The organism is Actinomyces acetigenes (assembly GCF_031296635.1).
Taxonomy (GTDB): Bacteria; Actinomycetota; Actinomycetes; order Actinomycetales; family Actinomycetaceae; genus Actinomyces; species Actinomyces acetigenes.
Genome location: NZ_JASPFC010000001.1, coordinates 184556 through 203521 on the forward strand (window position 1 = coordinate 184556; position 18966 = coordinate 203521).

Here is an 18966-nt window from a genome sequence, read left to right on the forward strand (position 1 = left end):
GGTCATGGTTCGACGCCGGCTCCGCCCCGAGTCGGCCCGAGTCGGTCTACTCCACGAGGGTCGGGATCTACTGACCAAGGGTTGTGCGTACTGCACGAAGGCCCCACCTACCCCCAGTACCCCCAACCCTCCTCCAGTAGCACCCCACCCTCGTGCAGTGCATCCAGACGACGCCGACAGACACCACAGTAACCAGGGCACCCCTCCGACAAACCGAAGCAGCAGCTCTCCCATCCGGCAGACCCACCCCACCGATGCCTTGAGATGTCATGACATCCGAAACTCTCAGAAGTCATGAGACAACACATGTGCGTGGGGGTGCGCTTTCTTCCGGCCGGGGACCTGCTGCGCGTAGGGGGACAGAATTCCGGTCCCCGACGGCGTCGAATGCCCCGTCCGCACCGAAATGCCCTCGGCCGCGGGGGAGGACTGGCAGCATCGGAACCGTGACCGAGAACCACGCCCAGCCCAGCCCCGCCAACCCGGACGACGTCGTCAACCCCCTCCTGCTCCAGGCCTTCGCCTGGGACCTGCCCGCCGATTCCACTCACTGGCGCCTCCTGGCGGACAACGCCGCCCTCCTGGCCGACTGCGGGGTGAGCTCGGTGTGGCTCCCACCCGCCTACAAGGGGCAGGCCGGCGTGGAGGATGTCGGCTACGGCGTCTACGACACCTACGACCTGGGTGAGTTCGACCAGAAGGGCACCGTCCCCACCAAGTACGGCACCAAGGAGGACTACCTCGCCGCCGTCGAGGCCCTGCACGCGGCCGGCATCAGCGTCGTAGCGGACATTGTCCTCAACCACCGCATGGGCGGGGACGGCACCGAGGTCGTGCGCGCCACTCCCGTCGACCCTCACGACCGCATGCGCCCCATCGGGCAGGCCGAGGAGATCACCGCCTGGACCCGCTACACCTTCCCGGGGCGCGCCGGCGCCTACTCGGACTTCACCTGGGACTGGACCTGCTTCCACGGCACCGACTGGGACGAGGCCCGCCACCAGCAGGGCGTCTGGCTCTTCGAGGGCAAACAGTGGAACGAGAACGTCAATGACGAGCTCGGCAACTACGACTACCTCATGGGCTCCGACGTCCACGTCACCGACCCCGCCGTCAGCGCCGAGATGGACCGCTGGGGGCGCTGGTACGTGGAGACCACCGGCGTTGACGGCCTGCGCCTGGACGCCCTCAAGCATGTCGGCGCCGACTTCTTCGCCCGCTGGCTGGCTGAGCTTCGCCGCGCCACCGGCCGCGCCCTGCCGGCCGTGGGCGAGTACTGGTCCCGCGACGTCGCCGAGCTGGAGGGCTACCTGGAGGCCGTGCCCTTCATGAGCCTGTTCGACGTCCCCCTCCACTTCCACCTGCACGCCGCCTCCACCTCCAACGGCGACGTCGACCTGACCCGCCTCTTCGAGGGCACCCTCGTGGCCGCCGACGCCGCGCGCGCCGTCACCTTCGTGGAGAACCACGACACCCAGCCGGGTCAGTCGCTGGCCTCCACCATCGAGTCCTGGTTCAAGCCCTCGGCCTACGCCCTCATCCTGCTACGCGAGGCCGGAACCCCCTGCGTCTTCTGGGGCGACCTGTTCGGCACCCCCGAGACCGGCGACCTGCCGGCCGTCACCGAGTTGCCGCTGCTCATGACCATGCGTCGTGCCCTGGCCCACGGCCCCCAGCACGACGCCCTTGACAACCCCGACGTCGTCGGCTTCACGCGCGAGGGCGACGATGCCCACCCGGGTTCCGGGCTCGCCGTCGTCCTGTCCGACCGCAGGGCCGGCACCAAGCGTCTCCACGTCGGGGCGGGGCACGCCGGCGAGCAGTGGATCTGTGTCCTGGGCGGGCACGAGCCGGTCACCATCGGCGGCGACGGCAACGTCGAGCTGCCCGTGTCCGACGGCGGCCTGAGCATCTACGCGCCCGAGACCGCCAAGCCGATCCTGGACAGCGCTGAGCAGCACCTCCTGCGCCAGCGCTGAGGACCGCAGGCAGAGGCGGGGAGCCGCGGTTTCCTACGCACCCGGTGTTCCGGGCGCGTAAGGTGATGGCGGCAGCCGCACCGACCTGAGCCGACCTTCCTGGAGGAGACATGCCCGCTTTCCACACGCCCACCGACCAGAGGACAGACAAGGCCGTCGCCGTCTTCATCGCCCCCGGGCTGGAGGAGGTCGAGGCGCTGGCGACCGTGGACATCCTCTTCCGCGCCGGTATCCCCACGACGATGATCTCCGTGACTCCCGAGCGGGCCGTCGTCTCCTCCCACAACATCGTCGTCACCTGTGACCTCACCCTGGCCGAGGCGAACCTGGACGACTACGACATGCTCGTCCTGCCCGGCGGCATCCCCGGCACCCCCAACCTCAAGGCCGTCGAGCCCCTCATGGCCGCGGTCACCGAGCGGGTGCGCGCCGGCCGGCCCGTGGCCGCGATCTGCGCCGCTCCCTCGATCCTGGCCGAGCTGGGCCTGCTTGAGGGACGCCAGGCGACGTCGAACCCCGGCTTCGTGGGCGTGCTCGCCGAGCACGGCGCGCAGCTCAGCCAGGCCGCGGTTGTGGCCGACGGCCCCGTCATCACCTCGCGCGGCATGGGCACCGCCATCGACTTCGGCCTGGAGATCGTGCGCCACTACCTGGGCGAGGAGGCCGTCGACGACGTCAAGGCCAAGATCGTCTACCAGGGCTGAGCGCTCGCCCCGGACTCCGACCGACTCCGACCACCCCCGACCGGTTCCCTCACCAGAGTCAGTCAGTGGGGGAGCCGACCTATGCGCTCTACGTCAGCTCCGCGGCGCACCTGCGGGCCTGAACGTGAAGGAACGCGATACCAGCAGCCGTCTGAATCAGCATGATGACCAGGGGAATCAGAATCGAGATGATCTCATGCAGGGCCGCCTGGATGACGAACAGGAGGGCCGAGTCGATGAAGACCATGCCCAGGCCCACAGTCGCCACCGCGCACCGGGCCTGCATCGTGTACCAGTTCTCCTCCGAGCGCAGCGCGATCTCGTAACGCACTCCCGCCCACGAGCTCGGCGGGAGCTTGCGCTGCGCCATCCGGCGCCCCAGCACCACAAGGACGATACCGGTCACGTTCAGGATCAGGGTCATGACTACGGAGAGTGCTGTCTCAACCATTGATGTCCGTCATCCGTCGCAGTGGTGGAGGTTCTCGGTTCCGGTGAGTTCTCTTTGAATACTACGCCGCGAGGACGCACGTGGGGGGTTCGCGAACTCACCGTGGAGGTGCAAGTCGGCGGGCCCTGAGGTGCGTCCTCGCGGCTCGATTGAGTGGGTACGGGGTGAATGTCAGCGGATCAGGGCTTCTTGCTGCTGCGGAGCCCCTTGGGGATGAGGGCGGCGATGACGAGCAGGCCACCCAGGCCCGCCAGGCAGGCGATGGCCGTTGTCGTGAAGTCGAAGCGCAGCCCCAGGCCCGCCGCGATGAGCAGCCCGCCCACCAGGAGCAGAAAGGCCCCCCACAGGAGCGTGGATCCCTTGATGTCCTGGGGTGCCTGAGGTCGGTCCCGGTCAGTGATCGTCCCGGCGCTCCACACCGGGCCGGGCGTCGACGACGCAGGCGCCGAGTCCGCGGACGCCGCCTCCGCACCGGCCTCCTCGGAGGCGGGCAGTGACATGGTGACCGGCTGAGTCTCCTGTTCAACTGCTGGCTCAGCCAAGGGCTGAGTCACCGGTGGGGTCAGGGGCTGGGTGTCGCCGGCGGTCGGGAAGGGCTTCGTGGTGTCCTCGCCGGTCGTCTCGGTGCTGTTGCTGCCGGCGTCGTCGGGCGACGTCGTGGATGAGATGCTGCTCATGGGGGTCTCCTTGGATGGGTCCGGGACGTGCCCGGGGAAGAGTTCTGATGGCTGAGGCCGGTGCGCAGACGCGGGCGCGATCACCCGGCTGTCGGGCTGGCCGCGGCGGACTGCTTGGAGGGAGCCGGGGACGGTGTCGCAGCCGCCGCCCCGGAGGGGCTCGGGCTCGCACTGGGCTGCGCGGCGCCCTGCCCGGACAGGGTCTTCTGCACGCAGGAGTCGTAGGAGGCGCGCTCCTTGGAGGTCAGGTCGGACAGGTTGCTCCAGCCGACGTCCTCGCTGCGGTCGTCCTCGCTCACGCTCTCGTGGGCCGTGCGGATGCAGGTCTCGGACTCCTCGGCCGTGATGGCCTGGTGACTCATGTCCGGAACTGGCAGCGTGCCGGTGTGGGCATCGCCCTTCTCGTCGTACCAGATGCTGACGATCCACACGGGCTCCTCGGCGTTGCCGTACCAGGAGACGGTGTTGCTGTGCTCCTCGATGTTGATGGTCCCGGTGTCCACCGAGGCGTTGATGGTGATCCGCGGCCGCCCGTCGTCGCTGCTGGGGGAGGCCAGGGTGCGTTTGATGTTCAGACCGCCGCTGGAGCTGGCGTAGGTGGTGATGCCCTTGCCGGTCACGTCGTGGCGATGTGGGCCCTCGTTGTTCTGATCCATCTGCCGGCCGTCGACGGTCCAGGCCCGGGAGACACGGGAGTCGATCGATCCCATGTCGACGTCAGTCGTGACCGTCAGCTGCTGGTCGGTGTCGGTCTTGATGCGCAGGGTCCCGACGTCGAGGTGGGCGGTGATGGTGGAGAGCTTTCCGGCCTCCTCGGCGGGCATGCCGCGCAGATCCAGGGTGAGGTCACCGATGTCCTTGCTGCGGGCGACGCTGCCGCCGTTGGCCGACGCCGTCAGTTCCTTCCACGTCACCGTGCTCGAGACGACGGTGGTCGAGCTCCTGAGAGTCTCGAAGGGCATGCGGGCCAGGCTCGTAGGGACGATCGAGGCGGTGGCCAGCGCGGGGATCGCAGCGACGAACAGGACCGGCCAGCCCAGCACCGTCATCCAGCCGCCGCGCCGACGACGCAGACCACTGGCGACGATGCCCGCTCCTAGGAGGGCGACCAGGGTACCGATGAGGAAGAACTGACCCTGGAGCAGACCGACGCGATGGGTCGCCGTGGCGTACCAGACGCCCGCCGCGGTCAGGAACCCCAGGCCCAGGACCGCCAGCGACAGTGAGGAACCGGGGCCGGGACGGCGCGGGCGCGCTGGGCGGACCGGCATGGGCGCCGGATGGTACGGCGGGCGCTGCCGGTAGGAGCGGCTCTGCCAGCTCGGGGCGCCGGAGCCGGGTGCCGAGGAGTCCCAGGCCGATGCGGAGCCCGCCGCGGAGGCGAAGCCCCCGGTCTGACCCACCGGACCGGCCTGGCTGCCCGGGTGGCTGCCCGGTGCCTGCGCGGCACCGGGCGCCGAGGCATGCCAGGGCTGGGGTCCCTGAGGCCCTCGAGCGGTTTTCCGACTCATACGCCGGTCCTGGGCGCTGCGGATGAGGAAGACGATGGCCAGGACGATCAGCCCCAGCCAGAACAGGGGCCACATGGCGGCGGCGATTCCCATCTCATGGATGTACCAGTTGGGGATGAAGCCGCTGCTGAATGTCGACATGCCGACGATCGTCATTCCGATGGCGCCCGCCAGACCCGCGTTGAAACGGCCGGAGAGGGCCTCCTCCAGGTGGATGCGCCCATCGGACTCCTCGGGCAGGAGGGCCCAGGCCAGTCCGTAGAGGACCAGACCGACACCGGCGAAGAGCGAGAGCACCACCCATGCGCAACGCACCAGGGTGGGGTCCAGGTCGAAGCGGTAGGCCACGCCACCGGCCACACCCGCGATCCAGCGCTCATTGGTGCGCATGAGGCCCGAGCCGCGCAGGGAGTCGAAGAAGCGGTGGGTGGATCCGCCCTGAGGCCCGGGCTGAGGGCCGCCGTACTGCTGGAAGGAGGGCGCGGGGCCCGGCTGCGGTCCGTACTGCGGGCCGTACGGCGGACTCTGCTGGGAGTCGCGCTGGGCGCCGTCGGGACCCTGTGTGCTGGAAGGGGTGAAGGATGCGGAGGAGCCAGAGGAATCGGTGCCGGTGGGAGAGTCACCGTCAGACGGGGAGGCAGGCATGTCGTTCATGTCAACAATTCTTCGCGTCCCAGGCCTGCAGCACGATCAGGGGAACCCCTGAATGATCCCGGATTGTCCCCCGAATCCCCCGGAGGGCAATCGGATCGGTGACCCTGACGTGCCACGATGGTGCCATGACGACAGCTCAGCAGTGGGGCGCGCAGCCCGGGCCGACCGCCGGCGGGCCGGCATACTCCTGGAGCCCCCCGCGCCAGCTGCAGCGACGCCCCCCGCTGCGCCGCCTGCCCCACCACCTGGGGCCGGCTCCGGCCGACGTGCCGGCACAGACTGCCCGCATGCGCCGCCCCGCCCGCATCGCCGGCGTCTGCGCAGGACTGAGCCTCCATCTGGGCGTCCCCGTGCGATACGTCCGTGCGGCCATGGTCGTCCTGGCCCTCGGCGGCGGCGCGGGCGCCCTGCTCTACGCCCTGCTGTGGGCGACTCTCCCTGGGGAGAACGGCCCGGCAGGTGCGGATCCCGCATCGGTGGCCTCCCGTGCCCGCCTGGCGGCCCGACTCAGCGGCGGGAAAGGCGCCGCAGAGCGCAGGGCCGACGGCGGAACCGCCCCGGGCCTGTCGCAGACGGTCCTCGACGGCGGCGCACTCCTCCTGGCTGCCCTGTTCCTGGCCTCCTGGCGCTTCGGGCTGCTGGAGCGGATCGGGGCGGTGGGAGTCATCGTCGTCGTCATCGCCGGGGCGGCCCTGGCCTGGTCGCAGATGGACAACCTCGTCGGCCCGGACCGCAACCTGAGCGCTGTTGTGCGGGTCGCGGGCGGGGTGTGCCTGGCCGTCGTCGGCATCCTGGTGTGGGTGGCTGCGGACAGCACCCCCTACAAGCTCATCTCCGGACTCATCACCGGAGGGGCGCTCGTGGCGGGCATCGGCGTGGTCCTGGCGCCCCTGTGGCTGCGGACCAACCGGGCCCTGGCCGACACCCGCGCCGCCGAGATCCGCGAGGCCGAGCGCGCCGACATCGCCGCCCACCTGCACGACTCCGTCCTCCAGACCCTCACCCTCATCCGTAAGCGCGCCGACGAGCCCGAGACGGTGGCCCGCCTGGCCCGCTCCCAGGAGCGCGAGCTGCGTGCCTGGCTCTACACCGACCGTCCCGCACCGGGCACCTCCGTGGCCGACGCCTTCACCGACCTGGCCGGTGAGATCGAGGACCGCTACGGCGTGGCCGTTGACGCCGTGTGCGTCGGCGACCGGGCCCCCGACCGCGACACCGAGGTCATCGTCGCCGCCGCCCGCGAGGCCCTGTCCAACGCGGTGCGCCACGGCGCCCCACCGGTCTCCCTCTACGTGGAGGCCGGCGAGGAGGGCCTGGAGGTGTTCGTGCGCGATCACGGCCCCGGCTTCGACCTCGATGCCATCGCCGAGGACCGCCACGGCGTGCGCGAGTCCATCATCGCCCGCATGGAGCGCCACGGCGGCAGCGCCCGGGTGCGCCGCATGTCCACCGGCACCGAGGTGGCGCTGACCCTCCCCGTGCGAATCCTCTGAGCCGTCTATCGTTGCTCCCATCTCCTTCGGGCCCCACTCAAGCCCCTTCATCCTTCATCACCCCCACGTCACCCCCAGGAAGACCCCATGGCTGACACGCCCGCCGCCACAGACCACCAGCCGCCCGCTGAGGCGAGCACGTCCCTGCGGGTCCTGGTCGTCGACGACCACGCCCTGGTCCGCTCCGGGGTGCGCTCCGAGCTGACCGCCCACGCCCCCGACCTGGACGTCATCGCCGAGGCCGACGACGTCGAAGGCGCCATCGCCGCCGTCCACGCCCTGCGACCCGACGTCGTCCTGCTCGACGTCCACCTGCCCGGCGGCAACGGCGGGGGAGGGGCCGAGGTCGTCGCCTCCTGCCACGACGTCCCCGAAACGCGTTTCCTGGCCCTGAGCGTCTCGGACGCCAGCGACGACGTCGTCGGCGTCATCCGGGCCGGCGCCCGCGGCTACGTCACCAAGGCGATCTCCACCGAGGACCTGGCCCAGGCCGTGCGGCGCGTGGCCGCCGGGGACGCCGCCTTCTCCCCGCGCCTGGCCGGATTCGTCCTGGACGCCTTCGGTGCTGGGGCGGGTGAGGTGGCCGTGGCAGACACCGAGCTCGACCGCCTCTCGGCGCGTGAGCGGGAGGTCATGCGGCTCATCGCCCGCGGCTACACCTACAAGGAGTGCGCCTCCGAGCTGTTCATCTCGGTCAAGACCGTCGAGACCCACGTCTCGGCGGTCCTGCGCAAGCTCCAGCTGTCCAACCGCAACGAGCTCACCCGCTGGGCCGTGGCCCGTCGCATCGTGTAGAGGTGCGACGTCGTCCTGGGCTCGTTGCGGGAACGAACCGGGGTCGTGCGGGTGAGCGGCGGCCCGGTCTGGTGACGGTCTGGCATCGCGTCCGGGCCCACACCGTCGCACTGTCCCGCCGCCGACCCGATCCGTGGCAGGATGCGGGACGTGAGCCACCCCCCGCAGCCTTCCGCGAGCACCGCTCATCCCCGCCCCGACCCTCTCCGACCTGCCTGCGAGCACCTGCGCGCAGGCGGGCTCGTCATCCTGCCCACGGACACCGTCTACGGCATCGGGTGCAACGCCGCCGACGCCGGGGCGGTCGAACGGCTGCTGGCCGCCAAGGGACGCGGACGCCAGATGCCCCCGCCGGTCCTCGTGGCCGACCCCGCCGACCTGACCGGGATCGTCGCCCAGGTGCCGGAGGCCGCCCGCGCCCTCATGGAGGCCTTCTGGCCGGGCGCACTGACCCTTATCCTGGAGGCCGACGAGACCCTGACCTGGGACCTGGGGGAGACCGGCGGCACCCTCGCCGTGCGTATGCCCGCCCACGAGCTCGCCCTGAACCTCCTGCGCCGCAGCGGCCCGCTGGCCGTCACCTCCGCCAACCCCACCGGCGCCCCGCCGGCCACCGACGCCGCCTCCGCCCGGGCCGCCTTCCCCGGCCGGGTCCGGGACCTCGAAGAGCTCGCGCCGGGTAGCGCTGGCTCCGCCCGGTGCGAGGACATCCTGCTGCTCGACGGCGGAGCCACCCCCGGACCGGTTCCCTCCACCATCGTCACCCTCGCCGGGGCGCACGCCCGCGCCCCCCGGATCCTGCGCCAGGGGGTCCTGGCGCAGGAGGACCTGGAACGAGTGGCCGGCCTCGCCCTGTCCGAGGGGACGGCAGGCGTAGTGCGCGACAGGGCGGGGGCGGGCGCGTGAAGGTCTACCTCTTGGTCATGGCCATTGCCACCGCGACCACCTACGTGGCCGTGCCGATCATTCGGCACATCGCCCTGGTGGGTAACGCGCTGACCCCCGTGCGGGCCCGTGACGTCCACTCCACGCCCATCCCGCGCCTGGGCGGCGTGGCTATGTTCTTCGGCCTGTTTTCTGCGATCTCCGTGGCCTCTACCATCCCCTACCTCTCCGACGTCATCGACTCCAGCGCCTGGGCGGTGGTCCTGGGGGCGGGACTGGTGTGCCTGCTCGGCGTCGTCGACGACCTGTGGGAGCTGGACTGGATGACCAAGCTCGCCGGCCAGATCCTGGCCGCCGGCGTCATGGCCTGGCAGGGCGTCCAGCTCCTCACCTTCCCCGTGGCGGGGCTGACAATCGGCTCCTCGCGCCTGTCCCTCATCTCCACCGTCATCGTCGTGGTGGCCGCCATCAACGCCGTCAACTTCGTCGACGGGCTCGACGGGCTGGCGGCCGGCATCATCGGGATCGGCTCGACCGCCTTCTTCCTGTACACCTACGTTCTGACCCGCGCCACGAGCCCGGGCTCCTACAGCTCCCTGGCCGCCACCATCGTGGCCGCGCTCATCGGCGTGTGCATGGGCTTCCTGCCCCACAACTTCAACCCCGCCACCATCTTCATGGGCGACTCCGGGGCGATGCAGCTGGGGCTGGTCTCGGCCGCGTCCACCATCATCGTCACCGGGCAGATCGACCCGGGCAGCTTCGACGGCTCGCGCGCCCTGCCGGCCTTCATGCCGATCCTCCTGCCGCTGGCGGTGCTCCTGCTGCCCCTGACCGACATGATCATGGCGATCGTGCGCCGCACCCGGAAGGGATTGAGCCCCACCCACCCCGACCGTATGCACATGCACCACCGGCTCCTGGCCGCTGGGCACTCCCATCGCCGCGCGGTGCTGGTGATGTACCTGTGGGCGGCGGTCGCCTCCTTCCCCGTGGCCGCCATGGCCTTCTTCCCCTTGCCCTGGGTGCTGGCGGGGCTCGCCATCTCGGTGCTGTTCGCCTTCGTCGTCACCGTCGACCTCATGCCCGGGGTGCGCCACGGCCTGCGCTCGGCGCTGCGCCGTCGCCGCGGCCGTCAGGAACATCGGATCGTCGTCTCCCGCAACGTCTCGGGGACCGGTGAGGTGACGCGCCCGGCCGAGGGGCAGGCGCCGCACGGCACCGCCCTGCAGGCGTCGCCCGGTCCCTCTGAAAGGGCACGCCAGTGAGCCAGACGCCCCCCGCGAACGCCCGGGCACTGCGCGATGCCTCAGCGCGGCTGCGCCGAGTCCTCGCCGTGGCCGCCGCCGTCATGGTGGCCGGTGAGACCCTGTGGTGCCTGCTTGGTGGAGCCCGCGGCGCCGTGGCTCAGCCGCTGGGCACGCTGCTGGCCGCAGTGGGGACGACGACGCTGCTCCTGGTCGCGAGCTGGTGGTTCCTGGACCGCATGGTCCACTCCGATACGGGGGGTCTGGTGGCCTGGGTAGCAGGCGGGTACCTGGGAAAGATCGCGCTCCTGGCGGTGGGGCTCCTAGGCGGAAGAGCCCTGGGATGCGATACCAGAGTGATTGGAATCTCACTCATTGTGGCGATCCTGGTGGGCATGTTCGCTGAGGCGACCGTCCTGGCGCAGGCGCGAATCCTTGCGGTGGAGCCGAAGAAGGATGAGCCTGCGGACCGCCCCTGACCGGCGGATGGGGCCGTGTACAGGATGTCGTGACAGTGACGGACCGCGACAAGACGTCCGGTTGGCTTCGTCAGACCCCTGTGAGGCGTTAGCATGACTAGTGATGAGCGGGCCTGTCAGAACGGGCCTCGAAGCGTGAGAGACATTGGGAGGAACTCCTGTCCACCAACACTGTCACCGAGAACGGCGCGGTTGCAGACGATGTCGCCGCGCCGCGGACGGCTGACGCCAAGCCGTTCGTCAAACCGTTGTGGTACTGGGTGCTCCTGATCGTCCTGGTCGCTGTTATCGCGCTGACCGCGGTGCCTGCCTTCACGAAGGATGCGCACATGCCCGGCGTTAAGGACTTCACCCCCGGGGCGCTCTTCGGTGAGGGGACTCTCCTGCAGTTCAACCGCCTCACCTTCGTCCGTCTGGTCATGGGTGGGGCCCTGTGCCTGATCCTGGGGGTGGCCGCTGCCCGCCGCTTCAGGCTGGTTCCCGGACGCGGCCAGGCCCTGCTGGAGATCATCGCCGACTTCGTGCGCAGCAACGTGGCCCTCATGCTCCTGGGCAACAAGAACGGCCGCCGCTTCGCCCCGCTGCTGGGAACCCTCTTCCTGGGCATACTCGCCATGAATATCTCCGGCGTCATCCCGGGCCTCGACATCGCAGCCTCCTCAGTGGTCGCCGTCCCCATGGTGTTCGCGGCCCTGACCTACGTCACCTTCATCGGCGCCGGCATCAAGGAGCAGGGGGTCGGGCACTTCTTCGCCTCCCAGCTCATGCCTCCGGGACTGCCCAAGGCGATGTACCTGCTCATCACCCCCATCGAGTTCCTCTCGAACTTCATCGTGCGGCCGGTGACGCTCACCCTGCGTCTGCTGTGCAACATGGTCTCGGGGCACATGCTGCTGGGGATGACCTTCTACGGCACCACCCTCCTGCTCCATCAGCTGCAGGTGACCTCGGCGGCCGGCGCCCTCACCGGCGCCGCCATGATCGTGGTGACCCTGTTCGAGATCTTCGTCGCGGTCCTGCAGGCCTACATCTTCACCATCCTCAGCGCCGTCTACATCAAGCTCTCCATCGAGGCTCACTAGCCGCCACAGCGCGTCGCCCAAGCCTCTTCCACCGACCCCACCTGCGCCACCCGGCGCTAGAAAGAAGGAACCAGATATGACCTCCGTTGCGCTCGCATACGTCGGCTACGGCCTGGCCACGCTCGGCCCGGGCATCGGCATCGGCCTGATGGTCGGCAAGACCCAGGAGGCCACGGCCCGTCAGCCCGAGGTGGCCGGACGCCTGTTCACCAACATGATCATCGGCGCGGGCATGGTCGAGGCCCTCGGCCTCATCGGCTTCGTCCTGCCCCTCATCAAGTGATGCTCTCGCTGGCTGCTGAAGGCGGGCACGCAGGAGACTCGGAGTTCAGCCTCCTCCCCCCGGCCTATGAGATCTTCTGGGCGGCGATCGTCCTCCTGCTCATCCTCCTGGTGGTGGGCCGCTACGCCCTGCCCCGGCTCTACGCCGTGCTGGACGAGCGCGCCCAGCGCATCCAGGAGGGCCTCGACCTGGCCGACAAGGCCAAGCAGGACCAGGCCGACGCCGAGAAGCGCGCAGCCCGGCTCGTGGACGAGGCCCGTCGCGAGGCCGCACGCATCCGCGACAACGCCCAGGGCGAGGCTAAGGAGATCGTAGCCAAGGCCCGCAACGACGCCCAGGTGGAGGCCGCCGGCATCATCGAGGGCGCCCAGCGTCAGATCCTGGCCGAGAAGCAGGCCGCGCAGATCTCGCTGCGCACCGACGTCGGCATGCTCGCCTCCACCCTGGCCGAGCGCATCGTCGGTGAGCACCTGAGCGACACCGCCCTGTCCGAGCGGGTCATCGACCGGTTCCTCGACGAGCTCGAGACCATGGAGCCGGTTGAGGGACTCGACGCCGGCGTCGGCTCCACCGCGGAGGCGACGCGGTGAGAACAGGAACTGCCGCCACCCGGCAGACCGTGAGCCAGGCCTGGAGCCCGGTGCTCACGGCCGCGGGCGTCGAGGGCCAGGAGCTGGGTCGCCAGATCCTCGCCCTGGCCCACCAGGTCGCCGTCCACTCGCTGTCCGGTCCACTGACCGACCCGGGCCGCGAGGCCGAGGACAAGGTGGCCCTGGCCCGCCGGCTCTTCACCGGCACCGTGGACGAGCGCGTCGTCGACCTGCTCAGCGCCATGGTCCGCGGTCGCTGGTCCAAGGCCGTCGACCTGGTCTCCGCCCTCCACGACCTGGGCATCGAGGCGATCCTCGCCGGCGCCCACGCGGACGGCTCGGTGGGGCAGATCGAGCAGCAGCTCTTCGAGGTCCACGAGCAGATCGCCGACAACCGCGAGCTGCGCGAGGCCCTGACCCCCTCGCGCCGTACCAGCACCGAGGCCCGGGTCCGTCTGGTCGAGGCCGTCTTCGCCCCCCACATCAGTGCTCCCGCTATGAGCCTGGTGGACTGGTGCATGCGCCACCACGCCGAGGGCGGTCCGCTGCGCAACCTGCGCCGCGTCGTCGAGCTGGCCGCCGAGATGCGCCAGCGCACCATCGTTGACGTCGTCACCGCCATCCCCATGACCTCGGCTCAGGAGGAGCGCCTGCGCACCATCCTGGAGCGCCGCCTGGGCACCAAGGTCGACCTCAACTGCGAGGTCGACTCCGCGGTCATCGGCGGAGTCCGCATCTCGACGAGGAACTACGTCATGGACCGCACCGTGAGCAGCGCCGTCGCCGAGCTGCGCACTCGCCTGGCGGGCTAGCCCGCTGATCGCACGCCGACCCACAACTTCACCACCCCACCCCGCGCCGTCGTCGCTCACGCCTAGCGCCGCCGGCCCCCAGAACGCAACCAGCAAGGAGACGAGATGGCAGAGCTGACCATCAGGCCCGAGGAGATTCGCTCGGCCCTGAACGAGTTCGCCGAGTCCTACAAGCCCGCCGAGGTCGCGGCTGAGGAGGTCGGGCACGTCGTCTTCGCCGCTGACGGCATCGCGCACGTCGAGGGCCTGCCCGGCGTCATGGCCAACGAGCTGCTCACTTTCGAGGACGGTACCGCCGGCCTGGCCATGAACCTCGAGGAGCGCAGCATCGGTGTCGTCGTCCTGGGCTCCTTCGACGGCATCGACGAGGGTCAGGTCGTGCGCCGCACCGGCGAGGTCCTCTCTGTGCCAGTGGGCGACGCCTACCTGGGTCGCGTCGTCGACCCGCTGGGCCGGCCCATCGACGGCCTGGGCGAGATCGAGGCTGAGGGACGCCGCGCCCTGGAGCTCCAGGCCCCCGGCGTCATGGCCCGAAAGTCCGTCCACGAGCCCCTCCAGACCGGGCTCAAGGCCATCGACTCGATGATCCCGATCGGCCGCGGTCAGCGCCAGCTCATCATCGGCGACCGCCAGACCGGGAAGACCGCCATCGCCCTGGACACGATTCTCAACCAGAAGAGCGCCTGGGAGTCCGGCGACCCGAACAAGCAGGTGCGCTGCATCTACGTGGCCACCGGCCAGAAGGGCTCCACCATCGCGGCCGTGCGCGCCACCCTGGAGGAGCGCGGCGCCCTGGAGTACACCACCATCGTGGCCTCCCCGGCCTCCGACCCGGCCGGCTTCAAGTACCTGTCGCCTTACACGGGCTCGGCCATCGGCCAGCACTGGATGTACCAGGGCAAGCACGTCCTCATCGTCTTCGACGACCTGTCCAAGCAGGCCGAGGCCTACCGAGCCGTCTCCCTGCTGCTTCGCCGTCCGCCGGGCCGCGAGGCCTACCCCGGTGACGTCTTCTACCTCCACTCGCGCCTGCTGGAGCGCTGCTCCAAGCTCTCCGACGACCTGGGGGCGGGCTCCATGACCGGGCTGCCGATCATCGAGACCAAGGCCAATGACGTCTCGGCCTATATCCCCACCAACGTCATCTCCATCACCGACGGGCAGATCTTCCTCCAGTCCGACCTGTTCAACGCCGATCAGCGCCCCGCCGTCGACGTCGGTATCTCCGTGTCCCGTGTGGGCGGCGCCGCTCAGGTCAAGGCCATGAAGAAGGTCGCCGGAACCCTCAAGATCACCCTGGCGCAGTACCGCTCCATGCAGGCCTTCGCCATGTTCGCCTCCGACCTGGACGCCGCCACCCGCGCCCAGCTCACCCGCGGTGAGCGCCTCATGGAGCTGCTCAAGCAGCCCCAGTACACGCCCTACCCGGTGGCCGAGCAGGTCGCCAGCGTCTGGGCCGGAACCAAGGGCTACCTCGACGACATTGACGTCTCCGACGTCCTTCCCTTCGAGGCCGCCTTCCTGGACCACCTGCGGCGCAACACCGACATCCTCGACACCATCGAGTCCACCGGGCAGCTCACCGATGAGACCGAGGAGGCCCTGGTCAAGGCCGTCGAGGCCTTCCGGCGCACCTTCCTCTCCGGCGGCCAGATGCTGGGCGCCCAGGTGGTCGAGGCCGAGGAGGAGCCCACCGCGGAGAGGACCACCGAGCAGCTCGTGGTCAAGAGGGGCTGACGTGGCAGGAAACCAGCGCGTCTACAAGCAGCGCATTCGATCGACCCAGACCCTCCAGAAGGTGTTCCGGGCGATGGAGCTCATCGCCTCGTCCCGGATCGGGCAGGCGCGCCGCAACGCGCAGGAGGCCTCGCCCTACGATCACGCCCTGAGCCAGGCGGTGGCCGCACTGGGGACGTACTCCCGCTTTGATGAGCACCCCATCACCCAGAAGCGCACCGACACCAAGCGCGTGGCGATCCTCGTGGTCACCTCCGACCGCGGCATGGCCGGCGCCTACTCGGCCACTATCCTGCGCGAGACCGGCCGCCTCATCGAGGAGCTGGTCAAGGACGGCAAGGAGCCGGTGATCTTCACCTTCGGCCGACGCGCCCATAACTACTTCAGCTTCCGGGACAGGCCGATCGAGTTCTCCTGGACCGGACAGTCGGACCGTCCCAGCGACGAGTCCATCGAGGAGGTCGCCACCGTCCTCCTGGACTACTTCCTCCAGCCGCCCGAGGCCGGTGGCGTGGCCGAGGTCCACATCGTCTTCACCCGCTACGTCTCGATGATCTCCCAGGTCCCCGAGGTGCGTCGTATGCTGCCGCTCAAGGTGGTCGACGTCGAAGGTGCCGGTGAGCTCGATGAGGCCGGCAACGAGGCCCTGGAGAAGGAGCTGGAGGCCGAGCGCGGCAGCTCCATGCCGTTGTATGAGTTCGAGCCCGGGCCCTCCGAGGTGCTTGACGCCCTCCTGACCCGCTACATGGGCTCGCGCATCCGCAACGCCCTGCTGCAGTCGGCCGCCTCCGAGCTGGCCAGCCGCCAGCAGGGCATGCACACGGCCACGGACAACGCCGAGGACCTCATCACCACCTACACCCGCCTGGCCAACGCGGCCCGCCAGGGCGACATCACCCAGGAGATCACTGAGATCGTCTCGGGTGCCGACGCCCTGGGGGCCGAATAGACCGGGCAGCCCCCGACGTCGTCGAGAACCCCACACAGACTCACCTCACCGAGCAGGACCCCTCTCAGCTCTGGAAGATACGGAAGAACGCACATGGCTGACACCACTACTCCCGGGACGGGACGTATCACCCGCATCATCGGCGCCGTCGTCGACGTCGAGTTCCCGCCTGATGCGATCCCGGCGATGTACAACGCCCTCAAGGTGACCGTCCAGGCCACCAGCGCCGGCGAGGAGCCCCACGAGATCACCCTGGAGGTCGCCCAGCACCTGGGTGACAACATCGTGCGCACGATCTCCCTCAAGCCCACCGACGGCCTCGTGCGCGGCTCGCAGGTGCGCGACACCGGAGCGCCGATCTCCGTGCCCGTGGGCGACGTGACCAAGGGGCACGTCTTCAACGTCACCGGCGACGTCCTCAACCTCGCCCCCGGCGAGCAGCTGGAAATCACCGAGCGCTGGCCCATCCACCGCCAGCCCCCGGCCTTCGACCAGCTCGAGTCCAAGGAGCAGATGTTCGAGACCGGCATCAAGGTCATCGACCTGCTCACCCCCTACGTGCAGGGCGGCAAGATCGGCCTGTTCGGCGGCGCCGGCGTGGGCAAGACCGTCCTCATCCAGGAGATGATCCAGCGCGTGGCCCAGAACCACGGTGGTGTCTCCGTGTTCGCCGGCGTGGGGGAGCGCACCCGCGAGGGCAACGACCTCATCGTCGAGATGGGCGAGGCCGGCGTGTTCGACAAGACCGCCCTGGTCTTCGGCCAGATGGACGAGCCGCCGGGCACGCGTCTGCGCGTGGCCCTGTCCGCCCTGACGATGGCCGAGTACTTCCGCGACGTCCAGCACCAGGACGTGCTGCTGTTCATCGACAACATCTTCCGCTTCACCCAGGCCGGCTCCGAGGTCTCCACGCTGCTGGGCCGCATGCCCTCGGCCGTGGGCTACCAGCCCAACCTGGCCGACGAGATGGGCCAGCTCCAGGAGCGCATCACCTCCGCCGGCGGCCACTCCATCACCTCCCTGCAGGCGATCTACGTGCCCGCCGACGACTACACCGACCCGGCGCCGGCCACGACCTTCGCCCACCTGGACGCCACCACCGAGCTCAGCCGTGAGATCGCCTCGCGGGGCATCTACCCGGCCGTGGACCCGCTGACCTCCACCTCGCGCCTGCTGGCCCCCGGCTACGTGGGCCAGGAGCACTACGACGTCGCCACCCGCGTGAAGTCCATCCTCCAGAAGAACAAGGAGCTCCAGGACATCATCGCGATCCTCGGTGTCGACGAGCTCGGCGAGGAGGACAAGGTGACGGTGGCCCGTGCCCGCCGTATCGAGCAGTTCCTGTCCCAGAACACCTACATGGCAGAGAAGTTCACCGGCGTGGCCGGCTCCACCGTGCCGCTGTCGGAGACCATCGAGGCGTTCCGCCGCATCTGCGACGGTGACTACGACCACCTGCCCGAGCAGGCCTTCTTCAACATCGGTGGTATTGAGGACCTGGAGCGTCGCGCCGCCGAGCTCAAGGCCTGAGTCGTTAGGATCCGGGAAGAGCCGGGCGCAGGAAGCAGGAAAGGAGGGGGACATGGCCTTACACGTTGAGGTGGTCTCGCCGGCGGGCGAGGCCTGGACCGGTGAGGCGACGCAGGTCTCCGTGCCCCTGGTCAACGGAGAGCTGGGGGTCCTACCCGGCCGCCAACCCCTCGTGGCGGTCCTGGGGTCCGGTCCGGTGCGACTGAGTCCCGTCGACGGCGAGATGCGCAGGATCGAGGTGTCCGGCGGCTTCTGCTCCGTGGACCACGACGTCATCACGATCGCCGCCGACCACGTGAAGCAGGGCGCGGAGGCCTGAGTCATGGGGCAGCACGTGTGGATGGTCGTGGCGATTGCCGTCACCGCCCTCGTGCTGCTGGCAGGCGGGTTCCTGGTGCGTCTGCGATACCTGGCCGGGCAGGTCGGCTCCTTCGAGTGCGCCATGCGCCCCACCGGGGGGCAGCGCTGGCTGAGCGGGGTGGCCTCCTTCCAGCTCGACTCCCTGGAGTGGTACCGGCTCGTGTCCCTGTCCACGCGGCCCACACGGGTGTGGAGGCGCCTGGACCTGGAGCTCTCCACCGCCCGGCGCCGCCGGGAGCAGGGACGCGTCGTCGAGGTGCACTGCGTGGACGCCACCCGCAGCCCCGACGGCTTCGACCTGGCCATGATGGAGGAGTCCCACTCGGCGCTGGTCGCCTGGGTGGAGTCCGCCGCCCCCGAGCAGCCCCGGCTCTTCTGAGACCCGACGTCGGGGCCCGGCGATGAGCCCGGCGGCTGAGGCTGGCCGATGAGCCCGGCGACCGGATCCGCTGGGGCTGGGGTGGAGACGCAGCCCCCTGGCCGGATCGGCGACGTACCTTTCGCCCGAGGACTGCGTTCTCCCCCAGGCTACTGGGGTCCCCTCCCAGTCATCTGTAGGACATCGCAGTCCTCGGTCGAGAAGTACGTTCTCGACGACGGTGCACGGTGCCGCCATCGCCTGACGCTGCGTCCCCAGGCCCCGGGTCACGCCTGAGAAACAGCCCCTGATCCGGTGTGGGACGGTCTCGAGGCTGGGTTAAGATGACGCGGTCGCGTGGCTGCCCGCAAGGTGCGACTCCCTGCCCCA

At 69.8% G+C, this 18966-nt stretch carries 19 protein-coding genes; 16 read left to right on the forward strand and 3 right to left on the reverse strand.

The genetic code is table 11. The annotated features are described in order from the left end of the window. Positions 1 to 446 precede the first annotated feature (446 nt). Together RIV14_RS00870 and RIV14_RS00875 are read left to right on the forward strand one after the other, a co-directional pair. Positions 447 to 1979 (forward strand): alpha-amylase, encoded by a 1533-nt coding sequence (locus tag RIV14_RS00870; RefSeq protein ID WP_075371636.1) that lies wholly within the window; start codon positions 447 to 449, stop codon positions 1977 to 1979. A gap of 110 nt (positions 1980 to 2089) precedes the next feature. Continuing rightward, positions 2090 to 2683 carry a DJ-1 family glyoxalase III gene (locus RIV14_RS00875; protein ID WP_075371637.1) on the forward strand — a complete coding sequence of 198 codons (594 nt, stop codon included), beginning with the start codon at positions 2090 to 2092 and terminating at the stop codon, positions 2681 to 2683. A gap of 88 nt (positions 2684 to 2771) precedes the next feature. Here RIV14_RS00875 and RIV14_RS00880 read toward each other — a convergent pair whose 3' ends face one another. The 3 genes from RIV14_RS00880 to RIV14_RS00890 all read right to left on the reverse strand — a co-directional run bounded on the left by RIV14_RS00880 (position 2772) and on the right by RIV14_RS00890 (position 5976). Continuing rightward, a complete protein-coding gene (locus tag RIV14_RS00880; RefSeq protein ID WP_075371638.1) occupies positions 2772 to 3134 on the reverse strand; it encodes an SdpI family protein in 363 nt (120 codons plus the stop codon). A gap of 179 nt (positions 3135 to 3313) precedes the next feature. Further along, a complete protein-coding gene (locus tag RIV14_RS00885) occupies positions 3314 to 3811 on the reverse strand; it encodes a hypothetical protein (RefSeq protein WP_075371639.1) in 498 nt (165 codons plus the stop codon). Positions 3812 to 3891: 80 nt separating this feature from the next. Then, positions 3892 to 5976, reverse strand: coding sequence for a PspC domain-containing protein (locus tag RIV14_RS00890; protein WP_075371640.1), 2085 nt, complete (start codon positions 5974 to 5976; stop codon positions 3892 to 3894). 125 nt (positions 5977 to 6101) lie between these two features. Between RIV14_RS00890 and RIV14_RS00895 the strand changes: the two genes are divergently transcribed. The 14 genes from RIV14_RS00895 to RIV14_RS00960 all read left to right on the forward strand — a co-directional run bounded on the left by RIV14_RS00895 (position 6102) and on the right by RIV14_RS00960 (position 18597). Next, a complete protein-coding gene (locus RIV14_RS00895) occupies positions 6102 to 7469 on the forward strand; it encodes a PspC domain-containing protein (protein WP_428978855.1) in 1368 nt (455 codons plus the stop codon). A gap of 87 nt (positions 7470 to 7556) precedes the next feature. After that, the gene (locus RIV14_RS00900; protein ID WP_075371641.1) at positions 7557 to 8264 is read left to right on the forward strand and encodes a response regulator; all 708 of its coding nucleotides are present in this window, start codon (positions 7557 to 7559) and stop codon (positions 8262 to 8264) included. A gap of 141 nt (positions 8265 to 8405) precedes the next feature. Next, positions 8406 to 9170 carry an L-threonylcarbamoyladenylate synthase gene (locus tag RIV14_RS00905; protein ID WP_075371642.1) on the forward strand — a complete coding sequence of 255 codons (765 nt, stop codon included), beginning with the start codon at positions 8406 to 8408 and terminating at the stop codon, positions 9168 to 9170. Next, positions 9167 to 10417, forward strand: a complete 1251-nt coding sequence (locus RIV14_RS00910; protein WP_075371643.1) for an MraY family glycosyltransferase — start codon at positions 9167 to 9169, stop codon at positions 10415 to 10417. The genes RIV14_RS00905 and RIV14_RS00910 overlap by 4 nt, the downstream gene beginning before the upstream one ends. Beyond that, positions 10414 to 10875: a pseudouridine synthase gene (locus RIV14_RS00915; protein WP_075371644.1), complete on the forward strand. Its 462-nt coding sequence runs from the start codon at positions 10414 to 10416 to the stop codon at positions 10873 to 10875. Before RIV14_RS00910 ends, RIV14_RS00915 begins: the two co-directional genes overlap by 4 nt. A 158-nt stretch (positions 10876 to 11033) precedes the next feature. After that, complete coding sequence (gene atpB, locus RIV14_RS00920; RefSeq protein ID WP_075371645.1) at positions 11034 to 11957, forward strand: F0F1 ATP synthase subunit A; 924 nt, start codon at positions 11034 to 11036, stop codon at positions 11955 to 11957. A 76-nt stretch (positions 11958 to 12033) separates the two neighbouring features. After that, positions 12034 to 12240, forward strand: a complete 207-nt coding sequence (gene atpE / locus RIV14_RS00925; RefSeq protein ID WP_075249774.1) for an ATP synthase F0 subunit C — start codon at positions 12034 to 12036, stop codon at positions 12238 to 12240. Next, a complete protein-coding gene (locus RIV14_RS00930) occupies positions 12240 to 12830 on the forward strand; it encodes a F0F1 ATP synthase subunit B (RefSeq protein ID WP_075371646.1) in 591 nt (196 codons plus the stop codon). The genes atpE and RIV14_RS00930 overlap by 1 nt, the downstream gene beginning before the upstream one ends. Then, positions 12827 to 13642: a F0F1 ATP synthase subunit delta gene (locus RIV14_RS00935; protein ID WP_075371647.1), complete on the forward strand. Its 816-nt coding sequence runs from the start codon at positions 12827 to 12829 to the stop codon at positions 13640 to 13642. Before RIV14_RS00930 ends, RIV14_RS00935 begins: the two co-directional genes overlap by 4 nt. Before the next feature lie 105 nt (positions 13643 to 13747). Next, on the forward strand, positions 13748 to 15379 hold the full coding sequence (gene atpA, locus RIV14_RS00940) for a F0F1 ATP synthase subunit alpha (protein ID WP_075371648.1): 1632 nt from the start codon (positions 13748 to 13750) through the stop codon (positions 15377 to 15379). Between the two features lies 1 nt (position 15380). Next, complete coding sequence (locus tag RIV14_RS00945; protein ID WP_075371649.1) at positions 15381 to 16328, forward strand: F0F1 ATP synthase subunit gamma; 948 nt, start codon at positions 15381 to 15383, stop codon at positions 16326 to 16328. 93 nt (positions 16329 to 16421) lie between these two features. Beyond that, a complete protein-coding gene (gene atpD, locus RIV14_RS00950; protein ID WP_070661183.1) occupies positions 16422 to 17858 on the forward strand; it encodes a F0F1 ATP synthase subunit beta in 1437 nt (478 codons plus the stop codon). A 52-nt stretch (positions 17859 to 17910) separates the two neighbouring features. After that, positions 17911 to 18177 (forward strand): F0F1 ATP synthase subunit epsilon, encoded by a 267-nt coding sequence (locus RIV14_RS00955; protein WP_075371650.1) that lies wholly within the window; start codon positions 17911 to 17913, stop codon positions 18175 to 18177. Between the two features lie 3 nt (positions 18178 to 18180). Next, complete coding sequence (locus RIV14_RS00960) at positions 18181 to 18597, forward strand: DUF2550 family protein (protein WP_075371651.1); 417 nt, start codon at positions 18181 to 18183, stop codon at positions 18595 to 18597. Positions 18598 to 18966: the final 369 nt, after the last annotated feature.